General features: G+C 54.3%; 29 protein-coding genes. 9 read left to right on the forward strand and 20 right to left on the reverse strand.

The window, feature by feature from the left end; genetic code table 11:
• Position 1 precedes the first annotated feature (1 nt).
• Together MTC_RS03700 and MTC_RS03705 are read left to right on the forward strand one after the other, a co-directional pair.
• A complete protein-coding gene (locus MTC_RS03700) occupies positions 2-1363 on the forward strand; it encodes an RCC1 domain-containing protein (RefSeq protein WP_014405340.1) in 1362 nt (453 codons plus the stop codon).
• Positions 1364-1402: 39 nt separating this feature from the next.
• Positions 1403-2770 carry a carboxypeptidase regulatory-like domain-containing protein gene (locus MTC_RS03705; protein ID WP_014405341.1) on the forward strand — a complete coding sequence of 456 codons (1368 nt, stop codon included), beginning with the start codon at positions 1403-1405 and terminating at the stop codon, positions 2768-2770.
• A 2-nt stretch (positions 2771-2772) separates the two neighbouring features.
• Here the strand turns inward: MTC_RS03705 and MTC_RS03710 are convergent, their stop codons facing one another.
• The 4 genes from MTC_RS03710 to MTC_RS03725 are packed head-to-tail and all read right to left on the reverse strand — an operon-like array spanning position 2773 to position 6801.
• A complete protein-coding gene (locus MTC_RS03710) occupies positions 2773-3243 on the reverse strand; it encodes a DUF5806 family protein (protein WP_143767060.1) in 471 nt (156 codons plus the stop codon).
• Positions 3244-3280: 37 nt separating this feature from the next.
• Positions 3281-4195, reverse strand: a complete 915-nt coding sequence (locus MTC_RS03715) for a ribonuclease Z (RefSeq protein WP_014405343.1) — start codon at positions 4193-4195, stop codon at positions 3281-3283.
• 51 nt (positions 4196-4246) lie between these two features.
• Positions 4247-4777, reverse strand: coding sequence for a carboxypeptidase-like regulatory domain-containing protein (locus MTC_RS03720; protein ID WP_014405344.1), 531 nt, complete (start codon positions 4775-4777; stop codon positions 4247-4249).
• Positions 4778-4821: 44 nt separating this feature from the next.
• Positions 4822-6801, reverse strand: a complete 1980-nt coding sequence (locus MTC_RS03725) for a P-type ATPase (RefSeq protein WP_014405345.1) — start codon at positions 6799-6801, stop codon at positions 4822-4824.
• An 87-nt stretch (positions 6802-6888) separates the two neighbouring features.
• On the opposite strand from MTC_RS03725, the gene MTC_RS03730 reads away from it, so the two are divergent.
• Positions 6889-8559, forward strand: a complete 1671-nt coding sequence (locus tag MTC_RS03730) for a radical SAM protein (RefSeq protein WP_014405346.1) — start codon at positions 6889-6891, stop codon at positions 8557-8559.
• Positions 8560-8600: 41 nt separating this feature from the next.
• Here the strand turns inward: MTC_RS03730 and MTC_RS03735 are convergent, their stop codons facing one another.
• From MTC_RS03735 to MTC_RS13260, 4 genes are all read right to left on the reverse strand, one after another.
• Positions 8601-9920, reverse strand: a complete 1320-nt coding sequence (locus MTC_RS03735; protein WP_014405347.1) for an RCC1 domain-containing protein — start codon at positions 9918-9920, stop codon at positions 8601-8603.
• Positions 9920-10735, reverse strand: a complete 816-nt coding sequence (locus MTC_RS03740) for an ABC transporter permease subunit (protein WP_048188957.1) — start codon at positions 10733-10735, stop codon at positions 9920-9922. Before MTC_RS03740 ends, MTC_RS03735 begins: the two co-directional genes overlap by 1 nt.
• The gene (locus MTC_RS03745; RefSeq protein WP_014405349.1) at positions 10732-11544 is read right to left on the reverse strand and encodes an ABC transporter permease; all 813 of its coding nucleotides are present in this window, start codon (positions 11542-11544) and stop codon (positions 10732-10734) included. The genes MTC_RS03740 and MTC_RS03745 overlap by 4 nt, the downstream gene beginning before the upstream one ends.
• Before the next feature lie 79 nt (positions 11545-11623).
• A complete protein-coding gene (locus MTC_RS13260) occupies positions 11624-11791 on the reverse strand; it encodes a hypothetical protein (RefSeq protein ID WP_158308485.1) in 168 nt (55 codons plus the stop codon).
• Between the two features lie 364 nt (positions 11792-12155).
• Between MTC_RS13260 and MTC_RS03755 the strand changes: the two genes are divergently transcribed.
• Both MTC_RS03755 and MTC_RS03760 read left to right on the forward strand, forming a co-directional pair.
• Complete coding sequence (locus tag MTC_RS03755) at positions 12156-12509, forward strand: archaellum operon transcriptional activator EarA family protein (protein ID WP_014405351.1); 354 nt, start codon at positions 12156-12158, stop codon at positions 12507-12509.
• Positions 12510-12594: 85 nt separating this feature from the next.
• Positions 12595-13116 (forward strand): YkgJ family cysteine cluster protein, encoded by a 522-nt coding sequence (locus tag MTC_RS03760; protein ID WP_014405352.1) that lies wholly within the window; start codon positions 12595-12597, stop codon positions 13114-13116.
• Here the strand turns inward: MTC_RS03760 and MTC_RS03765 are convergent.
• The 7 genes from MTC_RS03765 to MTC_RS03795 all read right to left on the reverse strand — a co-directional run bounded on the left by MTC_RS03765 (position 13078) and on the right by MTC_RS03795 (position 18884).
• The gene (locus MTC_RS03765) at positions 13078-13581 is read right to left on the reverse strand and encodes a peroxiredoxin family protein (protein WP_014405353.1); all 504 of its coding nucleotides are present in this window, start codon (positions 13579-13581) and stop codon (positions 13078-13080) included. The genes MTC_RS03760 and MTC_RS03765 overlap by 39 nt on opposite strands.
• Before the next feature lie 56 nt (positions 13582-13637).
• Positions 13638-14267, reverse strand: coding sequence for a YkgJ family cysteine cluster protein (locus tag MTC_RS03770; protein WP_014405354.1), 630 nt, complete (start codon positions 14265-14267; stop codon positions 13638-13640).
• A gap of 8 nt (positions 14268-14275) precedes the next feature.
• Positions 14276-14842 (reverse strand): GMP synthase subunit A, encoded by a 567-nt coding sequence (locus MTC_RS03775; RefSeq protein WP_014405355.1) that lies wholly within the window; start codon positions 14840-14842, stop codon positions 14276-14278.
• A gap of 87 nt (positions 14843-14929) precedes the next feature.
• A complete protein-coding gene (locus tag MTC_RS03780) occupies positions 14930-15277 on the reverse strand; it encodes a hypothetical protein (protein WP_014405356.1) in 348 nt (115 codons plus the stop codon).
• Between the two features lie 47 nt (positions 15278-15324).
• Positions 15325-16191, reverse strand: coding sequence for an EFR1 family ferrodoxin (locus tag MTC_RS03785; protein WP_014405357.1), 867 nt, complete (start codon positions 16189-16191; stop codon positions 15325-15327).
• 36 nt (positions 16192-16227) lie between these two features.
• On the reverse strand, positions 16228-16785 hold the full coding sequence (locus MTC_RS03790; protein ID WP_014405358.1) for a cob(I)yrinic acid a,c-diamide adenosyltransferase: 558 nt from the start codon (positions 16783-16785) through the stop codon (positions 16228-16230).
• Between the two features lie 5 nt (positions 16786-16790).
• Positions 16791-18884 (reverse strand): adenosylcobalamin-dependent ribonucleoside-diphosphate reductase, encoded by a 2094-nt coding sequence (locus tag MTC_RS03795; RefSeq protein ID WP_048189530.1) that lies wholly within the window; start codon positions 18882-18884, stop codon positions 16791-16793.
• 129 nt (positions 18885-19013) lie between these two features.
• Between MTC_RS03795 and oadA the strand changes: the two genes are divergently transcribed.
• The 4 genes from oadA (at position 19014) to MTC_RS13270 (ending at position 23734) form a co-directional block, all read left to right on the forward strand.
• Positions 19014-20756 (forward strand): sodium-extruding oxaloacetate decarboxylase subunit alpha, encoded by a 1743-nt coding sequence (oadA, locus tag MTC_RS03800; protein ID WP_014405360.1) that lies wholly within the window; start codon positions 19014-19016, stop codon positions 20754-20756.
• 4 nt (positions 20757-20760) lie between these two features.
• Positions 20761-22932 carry an acetyl-CoA carboxylase biotin carboxylase subunit gene (accC, locus tag MTC_RS03805; protein ID WP_014405361.1) on the forward strand — a complete coding sequence of 724 codons (2172 nt, stop codon included), beginning with the start codon at positions 20761-20763 and terminating at the stop codon, positions 22930-22932.
• Positions 22933-23167: 235 nt separating this feature from the next.
• Positions 23168-23452, forward strand: coding sequence for a hypothetical protein (locus MTC_RS13265; protein ID WP_014405362.1), 285 nt, complete (start codon positions 23168-23170; stop codon positions 23450-23452).
• 15 nt (positions 23453-23467) lie between these two features.
• Positions 23468-23734 carry a hypothetical protein gene (locus MTC_RS13270; RefSeq protein WP_014405363.1) on the forward strand — a complete coding sequence of 89 codons (267 nt, stop codon included), beginning with the start codon at positions 23468-23470 and terminating at the stop codon, positions 23732-23734.
• Between the two features lie 102 nt (positions 23735-23836).
• Here MTC_RS13270 and MTC_RS03820 read toward each other — a convergent pair whose 3' ends face one another.
• The 5 genes from MTC_RS03820 to MTC_RS03840 all read right to left on the reverse strand — a co-directional run bounded on the left by MTC_RS03820 (position 23837) and on the right by MTC_RS03840 (position 26593).
• On the reverse strand, positions 23837-24295 hold the full coding sequence (locus MTC_RS03820; RefSeq protein WP_014405364.1) for a hypothetical protein: 459 nt from the start codon (positions 24293-24295) through the stop codon (positions 23837-23839).
• Positions 24296-24565: 270 nt separating this feature from the next.
• Positions 24566-25054, reverse strand: coding sequence for a hypothetical protein (locus tag MTC_RS03825; RefSeq protein ID WP_014405365.1), 489 nt, complete (start codon positions 25052-25054; stop codon positions 24566-24568).
• Positions 25055-25089: 35 nt separating this feature from the next.
• A complete protein-coding gene (locus MTC_RS03830) occupies positions 25090-25635 on the reverse strand; it encodes a DUF5788 family protein (protein WP_014405366.1) in 546 nt (181 codons plus the stop codon).
• Between the two features lie 79 nt (positions 25636-25714).
• Positions 25715-26191, reverse strand: a complete 477-nt coding sequence (locus MTC_RS03835) for a hypothetical protein (RefSeq protein WP_014405367.1) — start codon at positions 26189-26191, stop codon at positions 25715-25717.
• A 99-nt stretch (positions 26192-26290) separates the two neighbouring features.
• Positions 26291-26593: a ribonuclease P protein component 4 gene (locus MTC_RS03840; protein WP_014405368.1), complete on the reverse strand. Its 303-nt coding sequence runs from the start codon at positions 26591-26593 to the stop codon at positions 26291-26293.
• Positions 26594-26749 lie beyond the last annotated feature (156 nt).

Below are 26749 nucleotides of genomic sequence, written 5' to 3' on the forward strand. Positions count from 1 at the left end.
CATGAGCAGGCTAATCATGACGTTATATGGTTTGTTGGTTCTAGCCGTTGTATCGGTATTATGCGTGGCTCCTGTCAGCGCTGCCTCGTCAAAGGTCGTTGCGATCGATGCGGGGGGCCACTTGTCGTTAGCGTTGAAGGATGATGGCACGGTCATGGCGTGGGGCACTATGATGGGATTTCTTCCGAATAGGGGAAAGCCGTTTTTTCAATCGTCCACTCCAGTAGTCGTTAATATTACCGATGTGTCAGCGGTATCGGCTGGCAACTTTTTTGTTCTTTTCCTAAAGAATGATGGGACGGTGTGGGGGTGGGGCGATAATGAATTTGGTGAGCTGGGTGATGGCACGAATGAAGAAACCAGCCTGGAGCCGGTTCAAGTTGCAGGGCTACACGATATTATTGCCATATCAACAAGCGGGACTCATTGTCTGGCTTTAAGGCGGGATGGCACCGTCTGGGCTTGGGGCTGGAACGTGGCTGGCCAGCTTGGCATTGGTACGACTAGCGAGGGGGAGTATACTCCTGTCCAGGTGCCAGGGCTCTCTGACATAAAAATAATATCCGCGGGATATCAGTGTTCAATGGCAATAGATAAAGATGGAAGACTATGGGCATGGGGTAGTAATGGTAGGGGCAAGCTGGGGGATGGCACGACTATTACGAGATTATATCCCATACAGGTTCCGATCGATGACGTAATAGACGTGGCCGCAAGCGAAGGCGCGCATACCCTGGCTTTGAAAAAGGATGGCACGGTGTGGGCGTGGGGGTGGAACCAGGAGAATGAGCTAGGATTCGTCTCCGGTTCCAGTGTTAACAGTGTTAAGGAGTGTCATACGCCTGTCATGGTGAAGGGTGTGGATAGCGTGGTGAGCGTATCGACCACTGATTCTAATTCGATAGCGTTGAGGAGTGATGGCACGGTGTGGATATGGGGTAATGGCCAGCAGGGCCGTTTGGGTAACGGTGCCCTATACGGTGCTGATAGTGCGACGCCACAGCAGGTGCCCGGCCTGGAAAACGTTGTAGCAATAGCAGGAGGAAGTGCTCATATAATGGCGATGACTGGTGATGGCAGCGTCTATGCATGGGGGGACAATCAGGGGGGACAGATAGGGAACGGGGAGTTCCTCTCGTACACCGGGGCGGTGACCAGGCCCACACTGGTAATACGAGGGGATGGTACGACCACTACTACTCTTCCGAGCACTCCCGCCACGAGTAGCCTCCCGGAGAGTAGCCAGTCGCCGCAAAACACTAGCGCCTCATCCAGGATTAACTATTTGGGCGTGGCAGGCATACTTGGCATCATCCTGGTTATCGGTCTTATCATATACATTATCGTAAAGAACAAAAAATAGCATGAAAAAATAGCATGTCTAGTAGAGTGGAGGATTAAAATGAGACTTATTAACCCGACTAAAAAATATGAGCATGATCGAATGGTTGTGAACGCTATACTGGCTATTGGCGTGTTGCTAACAGTTTTATTTTTATCCGCGCCTCTTGCCATGGCGAATTCTTCTATTAGTGTTAAGGTTGTGGATGATTCCGGCCCTGTTGGCGGCGCTAGCGTGGCAACCCTCTCGAAGGGCGTATCGGTTACCGCTACCACTGGCTCGGATGGGTATGCGACTTTCGACCTCTCTGCGGGCGAGGAGTATACTTTCACCGTCTGGAAGGATGGGTATGCGAAGAAGAGCGTGAGGGCGAAGGTTGGCGTTGACAATAATGTTACGATTAGCCTTGACAGGCTGTATGGCTTGTCGGGCATCATCGTGGACGCCAGTACCGGCCAGCCTGTGAAGGACGCTAGCATTACAATCACGGACAAGGTTACGGGGGAATATTATACTGGTTCCTCGGATTCTGGCGGGGTGTTCACCATAATGGTGCCGGACGGGTACTACAGCGTGCTGGTCAGGGCTAACGGCTACAAGACCATTTCCAGGGATAACAGTGGGGCGGGGTACCATGTCCTCGACAACTCGTTGTACATTGGCTACCTGCCAGTACCAATGCTAAGTAGTGACACCGGCAACCCTGAGGGAGTAAGCCTATACTGCGATTTTCCCGGGAAGAGCGTGAAGCCCAACGAGACCGTGACCTTTGACGTTAAGATAACTAATGATGGGGTGGTGGACAGGACTTACACGCTCACCGTAAAAGAAGCGCCCAAAAACTGGGACGTGAAATTCTACACTGGTAGTGATATTATTAACAGGGTGTTCGTGGAGCGTGGGGGGAGTAAGACATTCCAGGTTAAAGCCACTCCACGTGATGCAGGGGTTATAACGATAATGGCCGCTAGCGGAGCGGATAGTTGCTCGTTACAATTATTCGTGGACACGGGGGGCGCGGACTACAAGCTCGAGCTCTCCTGCTCTGACAACCTGACACTCGAGGCCGGGGCGAGCAAAACCCTCGAAGTACTCGTGAGGAATAATGGCAGTGGCAGGCTGACCAGCGTGGGCGTAGACGTGGAAGACGTGCCGGACTCGCTCACCGTCGAGCCGCCCACCAGGATCGAGGCGCTAGGGCCGGGCGAAACCCACCGGTTCAACCTTAGAATCCAGGCAAAGCCAGACGCAGCCCAGGAAACCAGCACATTAAACCTGAGAGCGACGAGCACTGAGACAAAAACAGGACAAAAAACCGTTGAAATAAGTATTACTAAGAGCAACACGTGGATAGGCGTAGGACTTGGGATAGCAGTGCTCGCAATGCTCGCCTTCGGACTAATAGTATGGAAATACGGAAGAAGATAAGCCTACTCGCCCAGCTTATCCGTTATGCGCCGCATCGTCTCAGCCATCAGCCGCTGGACCTCCAGGCTTGCGTCGCCAGGCTCCACCCCCTCCATCCTCTTCAACGCCTCTATGTTCCCTATTACCTCCTGGATGATGTCGAGCATCTCCTCTAGCGAGATGAGGCCTGAATAGTAGGCGTAGAAGAACGTCGTGCCCGACCTGACCACTTTACGCTTGAAGGCGGCCTCCGCCGAGGCCACGTCCTGGCGCCTGTAGGGCTTGTCCATGAAAGGCACCAGTTCGGGCAAGTGCTCGCCTATCCAGGTCATCTGCGACTTCCCGTCAGCCTTGAAGTCCGCGCATAGCCTCGCCACGACCCACTCCCTCGCAGTCAGATGAGTCCTCCGCTTCAATGCATCATTAACCTGCTCGTAAGCATCCTTGTTGAACTTCTGGAAGTGTGCGTATTTTTTGGCCTCTTCGGCTGTCATAATGGAAAGACGGGCATTGAAGGCAATAAACATTACCCTAGTCCCTTAGGGGTACTTCGATTTCCATGTAGTCTTCGGCGACAATGGCATCCTTGAAGTGTTTCCGGGCGTCTTCAAGCAAGGGGGTGGCGTCCTCGGAGTAGCGGCTGCTAATATGGGTAAGCGCCAGCTTTTGCACCCCGGCCATGGCCGCGAGCCTGGCCACATCCCCCGCCGTCGAGTGTAGCGTCTCTGCGGCCTTATCCGCGGCCTCGTCGGCGAATGTGGCCTCGGAGACCCACAGGTCGGCGCCCTCCAGGATAGATAGAAAGGCGTGCGACGGTACCGTGTCGCCGGTATAGACTATGAGGCGGCCCGGCCTCGGCGGCCCGACCACGTCTGAGCTTTTTACAATCCTGCCATCCACGGCTACGTCCTCGCCACGCTGCAGCTTTCCGAACAGCGGTCCCTCGGGCACCCCGAGCTCCAGCGCCCTCGGCTTATTAAACCTCCCCGGCCTCTTATCCTCCCTTAAAGCGTAGCCAAGGCTCGGCACGCTGTGAAAAGTCCTGAAAGCCTCGATACGATACCCCTTTCGCTCCACGACGTCGCCATGCTTGAGCTCGTGCGCCACCACGTCAAACCCGGGCTTCAGGTAGCCAAGCGTATTCATGATGTCGCAGTACTCCCTGACAAACCTGGGGCCGTAGATGTGTAACGGCCTGGACCTGCCCTGGAAGCCCATGGTCTGGATGAGGCCAGGCATGCCCAGAGTGTGGTCGGCGTGGAAGTGGGTTATAAAGATGGAGTCCACGTCCATGAACCCCGTCCTGGCGCGCATCATCTGCCGCTGCGTGCCTTCCCCGCAGTCGAAGAGCATACGCTCCCCTTCTCTTACGAGCATGAGCGATGGCATGCCCCTGTTGATGCTCGGTATCGACCCGCCAGTGCCCAGAAAGATGACCTTGAGCATAAGACCCGCTTATAATATGCGTCTGGTATAATTAAAATATGGCCCCCCTGGTCATGGCCTTTTCCGGGAAAATGCTACTATAAGGATCGCCATTAATGCGATGAGCGCCCCAAGGCCCGGGCTGCGGGTGGTGGCATGCGGCAAGGGAGAAGAGACCTCGACGGGGACGTAAGTATAGTAGGTCTTGGGCGTCGGCAGAGGCGTGGCAAGCGCCGTGACGTTGATATACGCGGGGATCACGATATTAGCCGTCGCAGTGCCACCGATAAGGCTCACTTCCGTATAGTACCAATAGTCTCCCCATGCAGCCGTGACGTTATACCTGCCTGCGGGGACGTGGGTAAAAGTATAGGCCCCGGGCAGCGTGGAAGAGAAATTAGAGGTATATTGCGGGTTATTAGGGACTGCCGCGAAGACGGGCGTCCCGTCCACGATGGCCCAGAGCGTGACCACGGCGTCGGGCACTGCGGCGTTGTTGGCGGAGGTGACGACGCCCGATATGGAGCCGTACTCCTCCGCTAATGCAGGGGCTGCCGCGATAAAAATGAGCAGGAGCGCTACCAGAACGCAAGTAAACCTCATCAAAATAATATATAAATATATCTATATATAAAATCCCCTCCCGCTTACTTCAGGCGGGAGAGGCATAGCCTGGCAGAGTTAGTGGCTATTACGGCGACGCTTGCCACCACCATGAGCAGCATTATCTCGACGTCCACGAGCATGGCCGCAGCGACGACGATGGCTATGGAGTTAAAGTAAAAGCCAAATGACATGCCCTCGCTCGCCCGCTTCACCTCTTTCCTGGAGAGGGACAATAAGCCCGCTACGTTCACGGGAGAGGCGCAGACGGCGTCCTCCAGCCCCTCGAAGCCTACTGCGGGCTCCTTTATGGTCACTGCGGCCGCATTTGCCGCGAGCCTCGAGATGCCGCACCCCCTCCCCGCCGCCAGCACGTTCTTCGAGGCGGCCAGCTTTGCGATAAACTCTAAACGCTCCTCGTCATCCATGCGAGGCTTGACGACGCTTATGCCAGCCTTCTTCGCCATGGCCTCTGACACGCCTTGAGGCTCTTCGGATAGGAGGAGTACGCTCTTTACGCCCATCCTGCCCAGCCGCTCTACCGAGGCCTTCAAGTCGCCAGGTACCGAGAGGTCGAATGCTACAACCCCAAGAAGCTCGTCGCCCTTGAAAGCGTAGCGCACCAGCTTACCCTGGCTTTCAAAAGCCCTGGCTTTGCTTATGAGGCTATCATGTATGGCCGTGGCCCTTGAGGCATCGGTGAGGCTAAGGAGAGAATAGCCGCCCTCCATGCCTATTGCGTCCCCGAAAGTCGGGTCATCGCCCCTGTACGCCTCGACCGCAGCCTTCACGTCGCCATCTGAGTGCCCCTCGGCCGCGGCGATGCCTGCGAGCGAGGCGCCGTCCACGACCGAGCCCAGGCCGTCGAATGCCACGGTATCCGCCATGCTCATGCGCTCTATCGAGCCATGGCTCATGAACCCCGCGCCATTCCTGGAGGCTGCCAGGGAGCAGGCGAATAGAGACAATGGCCTCGAGATGAGGGCCGCTATAGGGGCGGCCGCCAAAAGGACTGCCACGGCTGACATCATATTATTAAAGAATATCAGGACGAAGGACACGCCCATCACGGTGACCAGGAGGAGCGCCCTTTCGATCGACTTTGGATAGCTGAGCAGCACCTCGATGGGCCTCCTGGCCTCCTCCATTGCCAGGGCGGCTCTTTTAAGCCTCGACTCGCCCTTATCCCGTGCAGCCTTAACCTTGACCTCCCCCTCCAGCAGGAGGGAGCCCCCGTCCACCATGGACCCCGCCTTAACCCGTGTGCCTTTGCATGAGCCGGGGCGGGCGACGAGGCCTTCGCCCTCGACGACTGTGCCATCAGCGGGCACCCGGAACCCAGGCTTAACCCTCAATACGTCCCCCGCCTTAACGCCCTCAAGGCTTACCCACCCGCCATTTTCGCCCAGCGCCATGGTGGGCAGGAAAAAGCCCATATCCCTAAACCTCGGCTCTATACACCGGTTGAGAATGCTCGACGCCTGGGCGATGAGCACGATGATGCCGGACGCATAGTATACCGATGGCGTGAACTGGTAGGAGTATGGCAGGGGTGCCATGATGGCAAGCGCCAGCAGCATCTCGGAGCCGAACTTCATCTCGAGGGCGTCCCTGATCGCTTTCTTGAGGATGGGGTACCCGCAGATGAAGACCATGAAAGCGCCGAGCAGCATTGCCGCGTCGCCAGTCACGACCCCGTAGTAGGTACCAAGGAACGATATTATGGTGGCCAGGGCGGTCAACCCAAGCAGCGCGACCTCAAGCCTGCCCTCAGGCGAGTCAAGCGGGGCACGGGACTCCACGAGCGGGAAGCCGCCGGCAGTGGCAGCCTCCTCCACGTCCCGCCCTTCGGCGCCTGGCAGCAGGCTGGCTATGAGCGTATGATCCTTATAGTTTACCTTTGCCAGGCTGACCTCGTCCCGCCCGTCCAGGTATTCTTTTAGAGCTTCAGCCCGGCGCTCTTCGAACGCTAGAATGCGGAATATGTGCCATCGAGGCCTTGAGGATGGGGTTTTAATAGGCATATAACCTGTTACATGGATGGGAGCATATTTTAACTTTTTGTGAGAAGCGGGATAATGTTTTAAAGGGGCGCGGCCATTATACGTGCGATGCAGATCCGGCGCACAGTCATACTGGATGGATATGTCGACGAGCCCACGTGCCTGGGCGTGCCCCCCTACATGTCCCCCTACCCGAGGTACGTGGCGGGCGCGCTGCCAGGTGAAGTGCTTTATTATACGATTGACCAGCTACGAAGGGACCGCTCTATACTGGACGTCATGAACAGGTCGGACCTTGTGGTCGTCATCGCCGGCGTGACCGTGCCCGGGAAGTACCTGGGAGGCACCCCGGCCACCCTCCCCGAGCTGGAAAGGTACATGACAGGCGTTAAGGCGGTAAAGATACTTGGGGGCCCCATGTCCATGTTCGGGCCTGGCGTCGAGGGGGGTAAGATGGCCCATAGAATAAAGGCAAGCCCGGCCTTTGACATCGTGGCGACGGGGGACGTTGAGGCGGTCGTTCACGGCTACGTTACCGAGGGGCTATCCGTCGACCCTTCGCTGAGAAGGGCCTCCAGGGATATCGCAGAATGGGCGGTGAAGGGGGCAAGGATAGTGCCCATGCACCCCGACTTCCCTCACACAATGCTCGAGATGGAGACTTATAGGGGCTGCTTTAGGGGCACTTGTTCCTTTTGTACTGAGGGCTTCTATGGCCGCCCCGACTTCAGGAGGGTCGGGGATATAATAAAGGAGGTGGAGGCGCTCTATTCAATTGGCGTGAGGCACTTCCGCTTGGGGCGCCAGCCAGACCTGCTGACTTACATGGCACGGGGCGACGCAGAGTTCCCGGAGCCAAACGTCGAGGCCATAGAGAAGCTTTACAGGGGCATCAGGGAGGTCGCGCCAGGCCTCAAGGTGCTGCACCTGGACAACGTCAACCCCGGCACAATCGCCCATCATCCGGAGAGGTCAAGGGAGGCGCTCAAGGCCATAATAAAGTACCATACGTCGGGAGACGTGGCGGCCTTCGGCATGGAGAGCGCGGACCCCCATGTGATAAGGCTGAACAGGCTGAAGGCGATGCCCGAGGAAGTGCTCGAGGCGATAAGGCTCGTGAACGAGGTGGGCGGGGCGAGGGGAGCCTCCGGGCTTCCTGAGCTATTGCCCGGCCTTAACTTCGTGCACGGCCTCATAGGGGAGACCAGGAATACCTTCCAGCTCAACTACGAGTTTTTGAGGAGAATCCTTGAGGAAGGCCTGCTTGTAAGGCGTATCAACATAAGGCAGGTGATGCCCTTCGAGGGCACCTGCATGGGCGAGGTTGGGGACCGCATAATAAGGAAGCACAAGGGCATCTTCCACGCCTATAAGGAGAAGATAAGGCGGGACATCGACATGGAGATGCTCCGGAGGGTGGCGCCCGTCGGGACCGTGTTGCCGGACGTCCGCATGGAGCTGCACGAGGGCGGCATCACCTTCGGAAGGCAGATTGCCACCTACCCGCTCCTCGTCGGCGTACCTGAGGAGTTGCCGCTGGGGGAGTTCTTTACGGTTAATGTGGTTGGCCATGGCTTCCGCTCCATAACCGCGGTGCCATACCCACTAGACGTCAACCACGCCTCCCGGAAGGCGCTTGAAAGCCTGCCCGGCGTGGGAGAGAAGCGGGCCATGGCAATCGTCCGAAACCGCCCATATAAAAATAAGCAGGACTTCATAGAAAAGATGGATGACATTGCCGTGGCACAGAAGCTTGCCGGGTATTTCGTTTTCAATTAAAAATTGACGTTTTAGCCCGGTTAGCTTACCTATTCGATCGCCTACATTCTCTTGAATACGAATAGGTAAGCTACGGCGCAGGCTATTATGACGGCGATGCAGAGCATAAGCAATAATATGGTTAATAGTCCGTTATCCTGTATCACGCCCTGGCTAACGGGAGCGCTATTATTGCTATTGCTAGCTTGATCCGGAGTCGCATCTGGAGTGGCGGCCGGTTCAGAGCTACCGCTGTCAGGCCCTAATACTTTTATAGGCTTGCCAGCGTATGCTTCCACGGGGCTCTCGGCTGCCATGTTACGCACGCCATTCTCACCGCATACCCATACGCTTCCATCCTCTTTGAGGAACGCTGAATGTACCAGTTTAGAGCTTATGGCAACGACCCCGCTCAATCCCTGTACCATTTTTGGCGTTGCTACTATGTCTCCTACCATGCCAACGCCATGCTGGCCTCCCCCATTTAATCCCCACACCCATACTGTGCCATCGTCTTTAAGCGCCATAGAAGTCATTATGCCAGCCGACACGGCCTTTGCATCTTTAAGGTTCTTGACTTGCACCGGGACGGTTTTATACGGGTCGCTCCTGTCGAGTAGTGAGCCGTCTCCTAGCTGGCCATTAGTATTGAGGCCCCACGCCCATACCGTGCCATCCTCCTTAATAAAGAGAGCATGCGTATACCCATAGTCCATGTCTATCGCTTTTACATTCCTTAGCCCTGGCACCTGGTATGGTACCGTGCCATTCGTGCCCATGGCTTTACCCCGCGCCCATACCGTGCCATCCTCCTTGATGGCGAAACAAGGCCCCATTATCTGCCTAACGCCGGACAAGCCTTCGACCTGTACTGGCGTGTACCTGTTCTCGGTCGTACCATCCCCAAGCTCATACTCCCGGTTCAATCCCCATGCCCATACTGTGCCATCTTTTTTAAGGGCGAGGCTATGAAAATCCCCTGCCGATATCATCACGACATTATCGAGGCCCTGCACCTGTACTGGCGTGTACCTGTTCTCGGTCGTGCCGTCGCCAAGCTGGCCAAAATTATTAACGCCCCATGCCCATACCGTGCCATCTTTTTTAAGGGCGAGGCTATGAAAGCCTCCAGCGGCAATTGCCACTACGTCGCTTATCGGTATCTGGACATAAGAGAACTCGTCCGCATACGGGCCGCTACCTGGCGTATACTCGTTGCCGGACTTCCATATCGTCCCGTCGTCCGCTAAAGCAAGCGTATGAAAATGCCCGACGGCAACGGCGACAAACTTCTGCGAAGAGGCGCCGGCAGGCGCTGTAGCCGCTACTAAAAAGATGACCAATAAAAATCCAGGCACCAGTAAATCTTTTAAGCTGAACATCACGTTTCCTCCCGATTGAATAACGTACAATTAACCAGTACGATGGCTACGGCTTCGGCCACCATCAATACAATATATGGCATAGAATAACCAAGCCATGTGCTGAACTGAGGGAGGTCAGGGCTAAAAATATAATAGGCACTGTTCGGGTTAATCGCATTATTGAATAATATCACCGGGTCTATGATCTCAAGGGGTTTTCCCAGGTAAGTGGACACGCTGGGTAATTCTATTACCCATTCAAGGGCGATGTACGCGAGAGATACTACCAGGGCTTCTGCTTTGCCGAGCACGATTCCGAAGAGCATTACCAGTCCCAGGGTAAAGCTACTGTTAAGAAACGTCAGGATAATAATCGAGACAAGCCTGAGGAGGAAATCCGAAAAAGAGACAGGGCCTCCATAAAATATTATTAACGGCAATACAAATAGTATATAGCCTAAAAACACTAGCAGTAACATGAATAGGCTTATGCCCAGAAACTTACCCGTTATGATGTCACGGCGATATAGCGGCTTTGTCATCAATACCCGCAGAGAGCCTCTTGACCTCTCGTCAGCAATCGATATAATGCCTATACACATGGACAGGAACGCGAAAAGCATGGATAGGTTGTAGAAAAAACTACCGAAACCGAGGAGATAGAACGGATCATCGATATTCAAAGGATCTTGTTGTAGCTTATCCCACGTGCGAGAATACCCAAGCGTATTAACGGCCGCCCATGCCAGGACCAGCACGACGAACACCACTATTATCCGATTTCTCGCTACCAGCGAGAACTCGTTCTTAGCCACCTCAAACACGGCCTTCACTCCACATCCTTCCTGAGGAAAGCGACATACGCTAATGCTATAGAAACAAAACAATAAAACGCCAGCTTAACAATTTTAGGCATCTCCATTGATATTAAAGCACCTATATTTTCGTAGTTATCAACCACTAGCATGGAGCGAATCATCGATATGGGGCTGAAGGGATCATACATCGAGAAGTACTGGCCGCCTAACGCCAAATTCAAGGAGACGACGAGATTCTGCATTATTGATATATCGTGTAGCAAGAATATGAAGACTATCCATACGAGGAATCCCATGAAAAGGGCAAAGCTCTGCTCTTTGAACAATATGCTCATCAGCATGGACAGCGAGAAAAAGAGCATAGTGATTAAGAGATATAGTAAGAATACGAATGGCAGCCTTTCAACGTATAATGCCATGTAAGGGCTGATCAAACTGCCTGCAATGAGGTTTATCGCCAGCGTATAAATAGCCACCGTTATCCAGAATATCCATGATAAGAACGCTACGCCGCCCAGTAGTTTACCGTTGATAATCGTGTCCCTATACAAAGGCTTTACCATCAAGGTGTTAAGCGCCTTACCCGAGGTCTCCTCTGACATGGCGGAAAAGCCCAGTACTACGGCGACAAGGCTGCCAAGATAACACGCATCAAATCCAGGCTCCATTAAAATAAGCCCTTTAGGAGTAGTAATAGTATTTGTGTACATCTGATAAAATGTTTGGAGTAATACAAACATATAAAAAGCCAGGACTATAAGTACCAGCCTGCTATTTAATAAATCAGAGAACTCTTTCCTGGCCACGATCAACACGTCGCTCATGCCATTTCCTCAGAACTACAATTGGCCCTTCACATTCGTAGGATAAAGAATAAAAGAAATGTTTTTCATTTATGTCCTCTTATACACTATAATACTGGTTGTTCTGCACGGAAAAGTCTGAGCCAGCATAGCTATAGCCGTAGTAGTCCCTGATCATGAAATAGTGGGTTCCCGAGGAAGTTTCGGCCTGATAGCTGGGAGTGCCCGGCCACGTATAAGCGAACGCGTTCCCCCCTCCTGTCGCCACTAGTATGGCGACCGATGCTAAGGTTAATATACCTTTAATTTTCATATTCTTTTATGCTCCTGGAAGCATGGCCTGTGGATGCCCGCTCTTATGAAGGTGGAGTTTAGCGGGCAGGCATCTCCTGGGCTATGCCTCCAATGAGTAGTGAGAGAAGCCCAAAAATATATTTTATGCTTATCTGCCATTTTTTAGGGCATACAACCATTTTAGAAGATAGCTAGCTCTAAAATTTTATCCCATAATGTTTTTCAGTTATCAGATTGTGAGAGAAGCCTTATATAATCCTTATTTTAAACATGGAATGGCTTTAATGTGGCAACCATACGGCTAGCAGGCTAGAGAAGAGGGCGGGTGACGTGGAAGCATGGAAGATAGCGACGGGCCGGATATATGGAGTGTCTACAGATCGCTGAAACATAGTAGCACACGCAAAAAAGCGTTTGAATGGGTTTGTGATAGCTGTATGGGCGAGCCAGAATGGTTTAGCGCCAGGCAAATCGCAAGAGGAATAGGCTGCTCGGAGAGGGCAGTCCTCGGAGCGTTACTAGGCGATGGAAAGAGGTATAAGGCCGAGGGATCTCTCGTAAGCCTGGGCATCGTGGAATGCCGTGAAAGCGATGTTCATGGGTACACGATGCTCCTATTCTCACCCACCACAAAAGGCCTGGAGATATTTAAGAATAACATGCTAAAAGATTATGAGAACAAACGCCGCTGAAACTGATAGCCTTGCTGGTAGAGCGTTTATGAAGACATGGCCGAACCGCAAAAAATTATAATATGGCGATAATAATCCATTATTTATGCTAAGCCGTCAGGAGTTCTTCGCCCGCGCCCGGGGAGGAAAGCATACGATAGAGGAGCTATACGCGGCATATGAGACGTACTCCACTTGCCCGGCGGTCCGGAGTAGAGGCGCTTTTAAGTGCATGAGGTGTGGCAGCTGCTGCCGCAGGCCCTGGCGGGTCGAAGTCTCAGTATACGACGTGCAGAGGTGGATATACGAGAAAAGGCTGGACATAATGAAAAGTTTAGAATATAGGCCGAGGAAAGGCTCGTTTAGAAGGCTGTCGACATGCGAGGCCAGGTCCCTTGAGATAATGTGCTCCAGCCTGCTCGACCTTGACGAGAGCCTCAGCGCGGGCCTCGCCTTTGCCATCGCGGCCTCCAGGGATGGCTCCCTCATCATGCCAAAGGATGAGGATGGGTGCGTTTACCTTGAGGATGGCCTGTGCACGATATACGAGACCAGGCCCCAGGTTTGCGCCAGCTTTCCCGACGCCGGCCTATTTGAGGGACTTACGGCACTCCTCGAGAAGCGTTAGGCTATCAGGATTTCCGGAGGCGTCTACTCGCTGTATATAGCGTATTACGCCGCTCGTGTCCACCACGAGCATGGTGGGGCGCTCGACGTCGTGGATGACCTCGAAGCAGACGTGTGCCGGGGTGGAGCTGCACCTCCCCATGTTGTAGGCGCGGACCACCGAGTGGCCGTCGTCGCAAAGTATCCCGAAGGGAAGGCCCAGCCTTTCCACGATGGCTCTGCCCTCATCGAGTCTAAGGACGCTTATGGGGAATATCACCGCCCCCGCCTCCTTAAATTTCTCGTAATCCTCCGCAAGCGTCTTTAGCCGCTCCAGGCACTCCGCCTTCTTATGGTTGAAGAAGAATAGCAGCACGCTCTTTTTATTCTTGCAGTCGTACAGCCTTATTTCTCGCCCTGTCGTGCTTTTTAATGTGAAGTCCGGGGCCATCTCGCCAACCCTTATGCGGTACTCGACGTTGTACATGGCAATGTGATAGAAGTCGCGTTTTATATTAAATATAATTCGAGGAAAAGGGCGTTTTATATGAAAGAGAATGCGCCGTCGTCGTTTTTCTGTACTTTTCGCGACCCTTCGCTATCGTGTACAATGTATATGGGCCGATGGCCCTGGATGGGTTTTCCGGGGCGAAACGGCTCGTATTTTTCGAGGAGTGACACGGCTTCACTGGCTTCAACTATCGCCCTTTGTATAAGCGCCTCAGCCATGCTCCTCGCGCTCGCCTCATCCATACCTCCGGAGCCTAATCCATCGCATTCGTACGATTCGACCTCCATGCGGGCAATATCCAGCCTGAAAGGATATGTACGGCAGATAAAGGGACGGCACTCATATATCATACACCGCCCATCTTCAAGGAAAATACAATCCCCATTCCCTTTCTTACGCAGCGCCCACTCAAAAGTATGACAGTATCCCTCCTCGTCAAAATCGCGACTCTCGTGGGGCACTGCGATGTCCAGCCAGTCCAGGCCCGTCGCGCCCATTATAGCCCTCATCTCAGACGGGAAGACCGTTACCGTATTATCGCCAAACCTGCCGCTGCAGCACTTCCCGCAGCGCTTACACCTGAAGCCCGCCCTGGACACCTCGCGGGCTATCAGGCCTACGTCAGCGGCCTTTAGCCTCTCTATAGCCTTTCTCGGCTCCATCACTTCAGTCAAGCCCTGGAGCACACCTCTAAAAAGTTTTTGAGAAGGTCTATGCCCTTCTCAGTGTGGGAGACCTCCGGGTGCCACTGCACACCGTAAAGCGGCTTCGATGCATGCCGCATGGCCTCAATCTCGCAAATGCTGGATCGGGCGAGCAGCTTAAAGCCGGGCGGAAGCTTTGACACCTCGTCCTGGTGAGACGCCCACACCTTAGTGGTGGGAGCCATCCCCCTCAGGATGTCGTCCTCATCGATTACCTCCACGTCAACCCTCGCAAAGCCTCCATACTTTCCGGTCCTCGTCTCCCCCCCGTAGGCGAGGGCCATGAGCTGGTGGCCCAGGCAAATGCCCAAAATGGGCAAATCCATCTTAACAAGATTCATCCCGTTGCCTGTCCTCTCCATGGTGGGCCCGCCGCTAAAGACAAGCCCGTCAGGCTCCATCTTTAAGACTTCCTCCACCTGTATAGTGTTCGGCACGAGCTTTACGTCCATGCCGAGGTCACGCAGCGCCCTATGTATGAGGTGGCAGGTCTGCCCATAGTTATTTATTACCAGAATTCTCAGCTTTTCCATCGGAAAATGACTCCAGCGGGAATTATATATAAGGCTTTTCCTGGTGTTAAATAAGTAATTCAAAGCCTTAAGCTTAGAGCCCCAGCCTTATTTGTATTTCCTCGTCTTTTGCCTCATCTTCAGGAAGCCGCCCCTGACCAGAGCTGCCACGGCATACACCTGGATGGCGGTCGTTATGAGGATGATGACAAGCCCGACGGCAAGGCTCACGAGCACCCCATAGCTATTCGACAGGCCGGGCAGCACGGCGAAAAGTATGGCCAGCACAAGGGAAAAATACAACGAGTTCAAGAGGCTATAGCACAGCCTCGACCTCTTATCGCCATACTCAGTATAGATGGGCGAAGTAAAATAATATATGAGGAAAAGCACCCCGAAGGCCAGGGCGAACACGATAGCGGTCGATAACAGGACATCCACAATACTTTCTAGCATATACACTCTTACACGCCCTACAAGCTAATAAAGCTATTTTCGGACGCTCAGGCGACCACGTAGGGCCTCGCCTTCTCCTCAGGGCTGTCGGCGATGCCCTTCAAGAACCTCTTATACTCCTTATCAGAGATGGGCTGCTCATACAGCAGCGCCTTCCCGGGGCACACCCTGACACACTGGAAACACCTCACGCCGTCGATACACTTCCAGCTAAACTCGGGGAACGCCTCGCCCGTGGTGATGCTCTTCGTAGGACAGGACTTCTTGCAGGTCTCGCAAAACAGGCACATCTCCTTGTTGAAGACCACCTTACCCTCTATCTTTTTGCGCATGGCCGCCATTGTCTCCTTTCGAGACTTATCGCGCTTTTTTACGAAAAAGAGATTGGAGGTTGCCAGGGCTTCGGGGCTGAGACTTCTCCCCTCCCTGTATGCCTTTATGGCGAGGGCTGCGAACTCCTCCGACCTTGCCAGGTCAAGCTCGTTAGGCCTGCCCTCGTTTATCTTAAGCCATATGCTCTGGGGATAGTTGTCAAAGCCCTCCACCTTAAGCCCTCCCAGTATGGCGAACCCCCTTTCGTGTAGCGCTCTCGCCGCATCGTAGAGGCTGTCCCCCGCCGTACAGCCGCCATAAGTCGTGAAGACGAAGGCGTGCCTCCCGTTGCCCTCCAAAGACTCGATAAACTTCATGACGTGTGGGGGAGGGTAGCCGAAAAACGTGGGGAATCCTATGCCCAGTATATCGGCGTCCACATACGCCTCCGGGAAGTCGTGGGCATCCTCAAGCTGGAGCGTTACGTGCTCGAATCCCTCGCCCTGGAGCCTGCCCGCTATGGTGTACGCCACCTTTTCAGTGTTCCCGGTCTGCGAGAAATAAACGATGCACGACTTGGCCATGATTTTATCTTTTTTCATATAGCCCTAAAGGGTATGTATATTTTTGGGGGCGTGCTAATACTGGATACCCCTGGTGGTGACGAAGCGCTCAGGGGCCTTCCTCCCCACGACCTCGTTGACGAAGTCAGCCCTATCTATGAGCTCCTTCGGGGCAAACCTCCCCGTCAACACGACATCCGTATCCTCGGGTACATCCCTTAGAAGCGCCAGTATATCGCCAACCTCGAGGATTCCCAGATGAGCCGCGAGGCAGGCCTCGTCGAGCACCATGAGGCCAGGCCTATCAAGAAGAGCCTTCCTGGCGAATTCGAGGCCCTCCAGGGCCGACTCTTTATCCTCATCCTCAATCCCCCTCACCTTTAGGGACAGGCCACCCTCATTCACCTCCGTTTTCGAGACGTCCTGGCATATCCATCCGGGCCTCCCGAACTGGCGGATGACATAGTCGGGCCCGAGCCGCTCCATGATCTTATACTCGCCCGTATCCTTCCACCACTTTAAAAACTGGACGATTACGGCCTTCCTGCCCTGGCCAATAGACCTCAAGGCCAGGCCCAGGGCACTCGTGGTCTTCCCGGCCCCGGTCCCATGATAAAGGTAGACGTATCCCATAGCTATCACCCACAGACCTGACACGTGTCAGACGGCATGCCGCCCGCGTACTCGCCCGACGCCGTCACTCGCCTCTTCGCCTCCTCCTCTCCCAGGCCCAGGTTGAGGACCTGCTCGCCCTTGCTGCCATACCGGTATACAGTGACGCCCTTACACTTCAAGCGGTATGCCAGGCTATATATCCCCTCTATGTCGGCGGGCGTCGCGCTCCGTGGCAGGTTAACGGTCTTGGAGACCGCGTTCTCGGTGTACTTCTGGAAGGCCGCCTGCATCCTCACGTGCCACTCAGGGGCTATCTCGTGCGCCGTGACGAAGAGCCTTTTCACGTCTTCGGGCACCTCCTTTATGCCGTCTAGCGTGCCCTGCCTCACGACCTTATCGAGCAGACTGCTGCTGTAGAACCCTCTCTCCTTGGCCACCCTCTCGAACAATGGGTTAATCTCGAACAGCCTCTCCCCGCCGAGCACGTGCCTCATGAAAGCGACGGCAAACAGTGGCTCGATGCCAGACGAGCACCCGGCGATTATGCTTATCGTCCCGGTCGGGGCTATAGTGGTCACCGTGGCATTCCTCCTGGGAGACTTCCAGATGCTGCCCTGGTAATTTGGAAAAGCCCCCCGCCGCCCCGCAAGCTCTTCCGAAGCCCTCGCCGCCTCATCCTCGAGGAAGCGGGCGATCCTCTCGCCGAGCGCCAGCGCATCCTTCGAGTCATAAGGGATTCCCAGCTTTATGAGCATCTCGGCGAACCCCATGACCCCTAGCCCGATCTTCCTGTTGGCCTTCGTCATGGCGTCGATCTCCTTGAGAGGATACGGGTTGACGTCTATCACGTTATCCAAAAAGTGGACGGCTGCGCCTATAGTCCTACGCAGCTTCTCCCAGTCGACGTCCCCGTTTTTACACATCCTCGAAAGGTTTATGCTGCCCAGGTTACACGACTCGTACGGGAGAAGCGGCTGCTCACCACACGGGTTGGTGGCCTCGATGCGCCCCACATGCGGCGTAGGGTTATGCCTGTTAATCTCGTCTATGAAGACCACGCCTGGGTCGCCCCCCTTCCAGGCGTTCTCCGCCATCTGGCTCCAGACATGCCTTGCGCTTAGCCTTTTGACGCTCTTCCCCGTCCTTGGGTTCACCAGCTCATAATCTCTTCCGTCTTCCACGGCTCTCATGAACTCATCGGTCACCGCCACGGATATGTTGAAATTCGTGAGCACCCCGTGCTTCGCCTTAGAGGCGATGAACTCCATGATGTCCGGGTGGTCAACCCTTAAAATGGCCATCATGGCACCCCTCCTCTTGCCCCCCGATTTAATTATCTCGGTTGCCGTGTCGAACGCCCTCATGAAGCTCACGGGGCCGGACGCCACGCCCTTTGTAGACCGAACCATGTCGCCCGCCGGCCTGAGCCTGGAGAAGTCGAATCCCACTCCACCGCCGCTCTGCTCTATGAGGGCCATGTTCTTCACCGTAGTGAATATGCTTTCCAGGGAGTCCTCAACGGGGAGCACGTAGCACGCAGACATGGCAAGCCCCGTCCCGGTGCCTGCGTTGAACAGCGTCGGGGAGTTGGGCATGAACTCCAGCCCGCTCATCATAAGATAAAACTCCTCCTCAGCTTTTTTAGGGTCATCGCCGTACGCCCCATCGGCGGCGGCGATGGCGCGGGCCACCCGCCTGAACATCTGCGCCGGCGTCTCTATGATCTCGCCGCTCTCATCTCTCAGCAGGTACCTCCTCCTCAGCACCTCAAGGGCGTTTACGGTCAGCTTCGGCTCCACCCCTATCCCCAGCGCTCTCTGGATGCCCCGGACCTCCTCCTTTCTCCTCCTATAGCTCTCATATTCCAGCGCCACCCTCTCGTAGCCCATATCCCTAAAAACTTCAACCACGATGTCCTGGATGTCCTCCACGGTGGGCACACGGCCCGCGTACTTCTCATCAACCCTCCTCACGGCCTCATCGGCGACCTTCTCGGCCTCGGCCTTTCCCCCGGCGCCTGTGGCCATCAAAGCCCTGTGTACCGCGCCGAGGATCCTGTTCCGGTCGAAATCGACGAGCGTCCCATCCCTTTTTCTGACCATGCTAACTCTATCCATATCGGGCACCAGCTCCAATTCAGCGAGAGGCGTTAAGGTTATATCATATAACCTTAAAAATACCGTAGCGCATTCATTAATCATTATATCATCATCTAGGCTTTTAGCTTATCCCGTGAGGAAAAGGGCATGGTAAAGATAACGGACACGATCCTGAGAGACGCCCACCAGTCACTGGCGGCGACGCGCATGAGGACGGAGGACATGCTCCCTATCATCGAGAAGCTGGACGCGGTAGGCTTTTTCTCGCTAGAGGCATGGGGAGGCGCGACCTTCGACTCATGCATACGGTTCCTCAACGAGGACCCGTGGGAACGGCTGCGAATGATCAAAAAGGCCGCCAAAAATACCCCGATACAGATGCTTCTCAGGGGCCAGAACCTCGTTGGGTACAGGCATTACTCGGACGACGTGGTGGAAAAGTTCGTCACCCTCGCCGCGAAGAACGGGGTGGATATCTTCAGGATATTCGACGCCGTTAATGACGTGAGGAACATGGAGGCCTCCATAAGGGCGGCGAAGAAGTGTGGCTCCCACGTCCAGGGCACTATTTGCTATACCATAAGCCCTGTGCACTCCAACGAAGCCTTCGTCGAGATGGCCAAAAGGCTCGCGGAGCTCGAATGCGACTCAATATGCGTCAAGGACATGGCCGGGCTCATCCTGCCTGCGCCTGCATACGACCTCGTCTCGAGGCTAAAGAAGGAGGTCGGGCTTCCGGTGGATTTGCACTGCCATTGTACGAATGGCATAGCCCCGATGAGCTACTACGCGGCGGCGCAGGCAGGGGTGGACATCCTCGACACTGCGATGTCCCCCTTCAGCTTTGGCACCTCCCAGCCCGCCACGGAATCGGTCGTCGGCGCCCTGCAGGGAACGCCCTATGATACTGGCCTCGACTTAAAGCTGCTCGCGGAGATAGCCGAGTACTTTTTAAAGGTAAGGGAGAAGTATGAGGGCATCATCGACCCCATCGCGGAGCGCATCGACGTAAACGTTCTGGTCTACCAGATACCGGGGGGCATGCTCTCAAACCTAGTGTCTCAATTGAAACAGCAGAACAAGCTGGACATGTACGACGCCGTCCTTAAGGAGGTGCCGGTAGTCCGCCGCGAGCTGGGATACCCGCCGTTAGTTACGCCGACCTCGCAAATCGTGGGCACCCAGGCCGTGCTCAACGTGGTGATGGGGGAGCGCTACAAGGTAGTGCCAAAGGAGGTCAAGGACTACGTGAAAGGCTTCTATGGCAGGACGCCGGCTCCCGTGGACCCCGAGATACAGAAGAAGGTCATAGGCGACGAGCAGCCTATAGCCTGCCGCCCCGCGGACCTCCTGAAGCCTGAGATGCCGGAAGTGGTGGCAAAGGTGAACGCCCTCGGCCTCAAGGAGGTGAAGGAGGAGGACTACGTGACCTATGCGCTCTACCCGCAGGTTGCTGAGAAGTTCCTCAAGGGGGAGATCAAGCCCGAGCCGCTGACACCCAGGGCATCTGGCCAGAAGTCAAAGCTCGGGCCTAACGCCCGCCGCTTCCTGATAGAGATGGACGGAGTCGTGAAAGAGATTAGGATAGAGGCGCTCGACGCCCCGCTGCCGACGGTTGCACTGGCCCCGGCGCCTGGCCCCGTGCAGGAGGCCGCTCCGGTGGAGGAGGGCACGGTTAACGGCGCGGTGACCAGCCCCATGCAGGGCACCATCCTTAAGGTTAACGTGAAGGTGGGGGACAGCGTAAAGAAGGGCGACGTGATAGCGGTCCTCGAGGCCATGAAGATGGAGAACGACATCGTGGCCCACAGCTCTGGCGTCGTGAAGGCCGTTTACGCTCAGAAGGGGAAGAACGTCGAGGCGAACGCCGTGCTCGCCATAATAGAGTGAAAGGATGTTTAATAAGGTAATGATCGCAAACCGGGGCGAGATAGCGCTCCGGGTTATAAGGGCGTGTAAGGAGCTGGGCATATCCACCGTGGCCGTGTATTCAGAGGCGGATGTGAAGTCCTTGCACGTCAAGTATGCCGACGAGGCCTATTGCATCGGCCCACCCCCCGCGAAGAGCAGCTACCTCAACGTGGACGCCTTGCTCGAGGTCGCCCAGGACGCGGGGTGCGACGCGATACACCCGGGGTATGGCTTTTTATCCGAGAACGCTCCTTTCGCGGAGGCCGTTAGAAAGGCTGGCCTGTCGTTTATCGGCCCCCCGCCATCGGTCATCAAGAAGCTGGGCGACAAGACCGTGGCCCGCACCGCCATGAAGAAGGCGGGGCTACCGCTGATACCCGGCTCCCCGGGGGCGATTAGGAGCGACGAGGAGGCCATCGAGCTTGCAAACCAGTTCGGCTACCCGTGCATAATAAAGGCCGCCGGCGGGGGCGGGGGAAGGGGCATGAGGCCCGTTTTCTCCGACGCCGAGATACCGGACGCATTGCAGAGCGCCAGGCGGGAGGCCGAGGCGTTCTTCAACAACCCGGACGTGTACATTGAAAAGTATATGGAGGACCCGCGGCACATCGAGTTTCAAATACTGGCGGATAAGAATGGCAACGTGATTCACCTGGGCGAGAGGGACTGCTCAATACAAAGAAGACACCAGAAGCTTCTAGAGGAGGCACCTTCACCGAGGATGACGCCCGTGCTCAGGGAAATCATGGGTAACGCCGCAGTGCAGGGCGCGAGGGCTGTAAAATATGAGAACGCGGGCACCTTTGAGTTTCTACTGGATAAGCACGGCAACTTCTACTTCATGGAGGTCAACACCAGGATTCAGGTGGAGCACCCGGTCACCGAGCTCGTGACGGGCATCGACCTGGTCAAGGAGCAGATAAGGATAGCGGCGGGCGAGGAGCTGCAGTATAAGCAGAGCGACATCAAGATTAACGGCCACGCCATCGAGTGCAGGATTAACGCTGAGGACCCCCAGGAGAACTTCTTCCCATCTCCAGGAAAGATTACGAGCTATATGGCACCAGGAGGCCCTGGCGTGAGGATTGACGGGTGCTCATACGCTGGCTACGAGATTCCCCCATACTATGATAGCATGGTGGCTAAGCTTATCGTGTGGGATAGCACGAGGATGGGGGCCATAAACAGGATGCGCAGGGCGCTCGACGAGTACGTCATAGAGGGCGTGAAGACCACCATACCATTCCATAAGATGATATTGTTTAACGCCTACTTCCGTAAGGGCGACTATAGCACGAACTTCATATCGAAGTGTATCCTGAACGAGGATAAGCTCGTCCCGAAGGAGATCAAGAAGGGCCTGAAGACTAAAGTGTTGGGCCATAAGATTCACTATTTCGAGGAGGTGGCCTCCACGAACCGTATCGCCAAGGAGATGGCAGCTGCCGGGGCCGAGGAGGGCACCATGGTGCTCGCCGAGACGCAGAGCGGGGGCCTGAAGGGGAGGATTGGCAGGGAGTGGATATCCCCGTTCGGCGGCGTGTGCTTCTCTTTGATACTCAGGCCGAAGGTTGCGCCAAGGCATGCCGCCAAGATAACGCTTGCGGCCGCCTCCGCAGTCTGTAAGACGATTAGAGACCTTTATGGCCTGGACGCCAGGATAAACTGGCCCAATGACATCCTGATAGGCGGCAGGAAGGTATGCGGCATCCTTACGGATATGGCCATGGACGTCAACTCCATAAAATACGTCGTGCTCGGCTTTGGCGTGAACGTGAACGTGGAGAGGCTTTCCTTCCCGCAGAAGATTCAGAGGACCGCCACCTCCATCAAGGAGGAGCTGGGCAGGACCGTGTCCAGGAAAGACTTCATCGACGCCCTCCTCCTCGAGTTTGAGAGGCAGTACGATAGCTTTAACGAGGGCCAGTTTGCGGCCCTGCTGGACGAGTACAAGCGGCTGGCCTACCCGCTGGGTAGCCGCATCATCGTTAAGGACCAGGACAGGCTGTATGAGGGCTACTCGGTGGACATAAACGAGGATGGGGCGCTGGTCATGAAGACCCTGGATGGCGAGGTGCTCACCTTCATGACGGGAGACGTGCACGCCCACCCCGACGAGGCCATCAAAAAAGAAGAAGTAAAGCACGAGGCCTGACGGTCCATCTCGTGGCCGCTGTCCTTTTTATTATCAATAGCAGCACCCCAGTTAGTGCCATAAGGCTCCATTGGTATCGCCACCTATGACAGGTCGTGAAGCATTAGATAGAGATGATGCTGCGTGTTTACTCCCATGTCTTATTAAAGATACCATGATCGTTAATCATCTTTTCAGCTCCCGCACCGCTAGGCATTATTTATTCTTATACGCTGCTGCGTTCGCTAAAAAGCATATGCCGATGATTGGCATCCCGATAAGCCAGTATAAGTCTAATACCCCAATAAATGCATGTATGCTTGGCCTCGTCGAGCTCAAAATTTCCCAGAGGGCGAGCAGAAGGAAAAATATCGAAAAAACGCTGACCACGGACGAGGCGGCGACGCATCCATTGCTAAAACGACTATGGAATGATAAAAAGAATAACGCGGAGCACGGGGCCAGCAGCGCCAGCATAGTGATCCAGAGCGTTTCCACGGCGATTATAGGGTCGCTAAGAAATGGTTTACCACTAAGATAAATTAAAAGATTTGCTATGGCAAGCATTGACATTGTTATGCACATGGGGATTGCCAGATACCATCGATATCGTGCTTTTTTCGCTTCTAGCAAGAAAAGCGCGGAGCCAAAAAGCGAGACAATGCTTAATAGCTCGATTATAGCGATTAAAAAGAAAGGCGATGTTGGTATAATAGATATTAAGCGGAGTATAATGGACGCTAAGCCAATGAGCCACGCCATAAAGAAGATGGCCGATGCCAGAGCTAATGAAATTTTTACCTTGACCATATCATCACTGTAACAAAATAAAAATTGGGTAAAACAGTTTTACCCAATTAAGTCGTAGAATTCTGTTATCGCTCCCTCGTCTCCTCCCGCGCTATCCATTACCTTGAGCCGCCAGTTATGCACGTTCGCCACCCTCTGTCGCTTCGAGGGTATAGTATGCGATCTTTTGGCAAACATCATTTTGTTCCTCGGCGGAGAGCTTCGATTCTCCTTCGCATATCTTTTTAAACTCGTTAATTAATTTATTTTTATCCTCCTCTGAGAGGTCTTTTATGGCGTCCTTTATAAACGCCCAATCTTTTTCCGTTGGCTCAAGTTTTTCGGTGCTGAGATTCTTCCAGGATTGAGGTATCTCAACTCCTTTAAGAAGCGTTTTGTTATCGACCCCTGTTTTTATTTGCCCTAACGTCACCTGCCCATCCTTTTGTAAGACGATATCTCGCGTCAAAAGCCGGCCATCATTGGCCTTTTCTTTTGTTGATGTGTTAATTGTGCTCGAAGCTGATACGGTAATCAGTATTGCAATGCATAACAGCAATGACATAACACTGATTACCAACGGCTTTATCAGCATATTTTACCTTCTGTGGCTCAATATATTCTCAAAGGCAAGCCAGATAAGCCTTAAATACCTGTAAGCCTATCACGACACTGCCTCTTTTTGGCCGTGTGGCCCGGCTTGTCCTTGCCGATGGCCGGGCCACACGTACTTATCGTGCCTTCAGGCGCTTACCAGGCAATATATTGATTTGTAAATATTTAAGTCTTATCTCATAATCTGCTAACTGTCAGCTTTAAGAACGTTAAAAATGATGGCTGGCTCGCCTATCCCCGGGCCGGTCCATTATGCGGCCTTTCTTTTAATGAGCTTTATCACAGCGATCGAGAGGAGCTTGCAGGCCATGCCACCTACGGCTGAGAATAGAGCCAGCGACAGGATGACCAGGATGAACAGGGGCGATAGGTCGATGACGCTGGAGAGAACGCTCACGGCGGCGGACAACAGGCCTCTATTAGCTAGAAGGTAAAAGGCTAGGGCGAAGTAGGCCAGCATGGCCATGAGGCCGGCCGCCAGACCCGCCGCGGAGGATCGGACGGCGACGACGGCCAGCCCCTCACCATACAATAAAAAACAGGCCACAACGCCGCAGGCGAGGCCGGATAAAACGATGACGCCAAAATTATTGGCCATATAACCAAACGTGAGGGAGGAGAAGGTAGCCGGAAAAACGAAATGGGCTAGAAGCAGCGCAAACCCCAGCAACCCAGCTATAAAGGCCTTATTCCTGGACGTAAGCCGCATGGCCATACCACCAATAAGGCCTATAGCCATACCCATTTATAGCATTTCTCTCACAATCTGATAACTCATGTTATCTGCCTTAAAAAGCTAAGCCAATACTTCGCCTCCTCAAGCCTGCGCTTATTCACCCGCTCCCTGACCGGGCAGGTGTCCTTCCTGCCGACGAGGGACTTCAGGCTCACTATGGCCCTCAAAAGCCCTGCCGTCTCGTTAAAGATGGCATCGGCCTCCTCCTCGGTCAGCTCGTGGCTATGCAATATCTCCTCGTTCACCTTCTCGTGCTTCTGAAGCTTATCGATGAGCTTGTTGACGTACTCCTTTTCTTCCTCGGTCAGGCAATCCTTGGCCAGCAGGTCCCACACTATATCGTGCAAGGGGACCTTCCTGCCGCCAAGCTCGAACTCGAAGGGCGTTATTACTCCGACCCAGACGAGCAGCCTGTGCAGCTTTAGCTCTAGCTTCGCCCGCTCCTCGGGCGTTATGAGGCGCCTCTCCCCCCTCTTTTCCTCTTTCACCGCCTCGCAGACCGCATTCTCGACGTCCTTTACCGCCTGCTTTGGCGTTGTGCCCTTTATGGCCCTCCTGTTCTCCTCAGATAGCTCCGGCAACATGTACGAATAACAGGTACATGGCACAACAGTAATATGCTTTACTCATCCCACAAGTCGAAAAGCCACGCTGATTAGGGACTTATGACTTGTTGATGGATGGGAGCCTATTAGAGATGACCGGCAGCTTCTTGGCATCATTCATGGTCTCAACCTTCCCATCAGGGTTGTGGACCTCGATGACGTCGACAACGTCTGCGAGCTCCTCATCGCCATCGTATACGTACCAGCCACCATCGGTTAGCCTTGATACGTCCTTGACGGTCACCTTTGCCACCCCGCTACTAGGGTCGATGCTCACAATCGACACGTTAGAAAAGTTGCCGAAAAGGTCCTCTATGGATGGCTGTAATACCTTAGCGCCAAATATGAGAGAGAATAGCCTGGTGAAAAAGGTGCTTTCGTAATAAACCGTGAAGTTCATGTCTGGTCCGTAGGGCTCTACTACGACCCTCGTCACGTGGACGTCCTTATTCTGGGCTGAAGCCGCCATCGCCGGAGCGGCAACCGCCACCAGCATTATCATCACTAGTGCGACGGCCATGATATTTCGTAGCATACCTTTCGCCCCCATAGGAACAGCTATACAAGTGATTCTTAATACACTAGGAAGATATAAAGCTTATCGGTCGTACCATAATTGGTTAGAAAATAATATCTATTTGTATGGATACCGCTTGATGGCCCCGCACTTGAGGCAGGTTATTATCACGTTTTTTCCGTCTAGCCTGACGCGGCTGTTCTCCCCTGCCACCAGGTAGGAGCCGCACTTTTTGCACACCTTTCTTTTGAGCTCTCCTGGTATGCCTACCCTGTGGCGCATGCTGATGCGTCTCGATATCTCTACGTACCTGTCTGCCAGGTCGGGCCTCTTTTTGTAAGCCTTTTCTGCCAGCTTGAAGAGCCTTTTTATGCGTTGTTCGGCCATGTCTACGTTGAAGGGCTTCTTTTTGTCGGCCATTTCAGGACTTTTAAGGCTTGGCTTTGATATAAAGATAACCGATGTTTTGAAATTGCGCGAGAGCGGAAAGGGCGAAGAACGTATAGAGGTACAACAAGCGAAGTCGTCCATCCCAAAGGCACGATTATAAGAATCCTCAAGGCAAAGATAAAAATA

The organism is Methanocella conradii HZ254 (assembly GCF_000251105.1).
GTDB classification, from domain to species: Archaea; Halobacteriota; Methanocellia; order Methanocellales; family Methanocellaceae; genus Methanocella; species Methanocella conradii.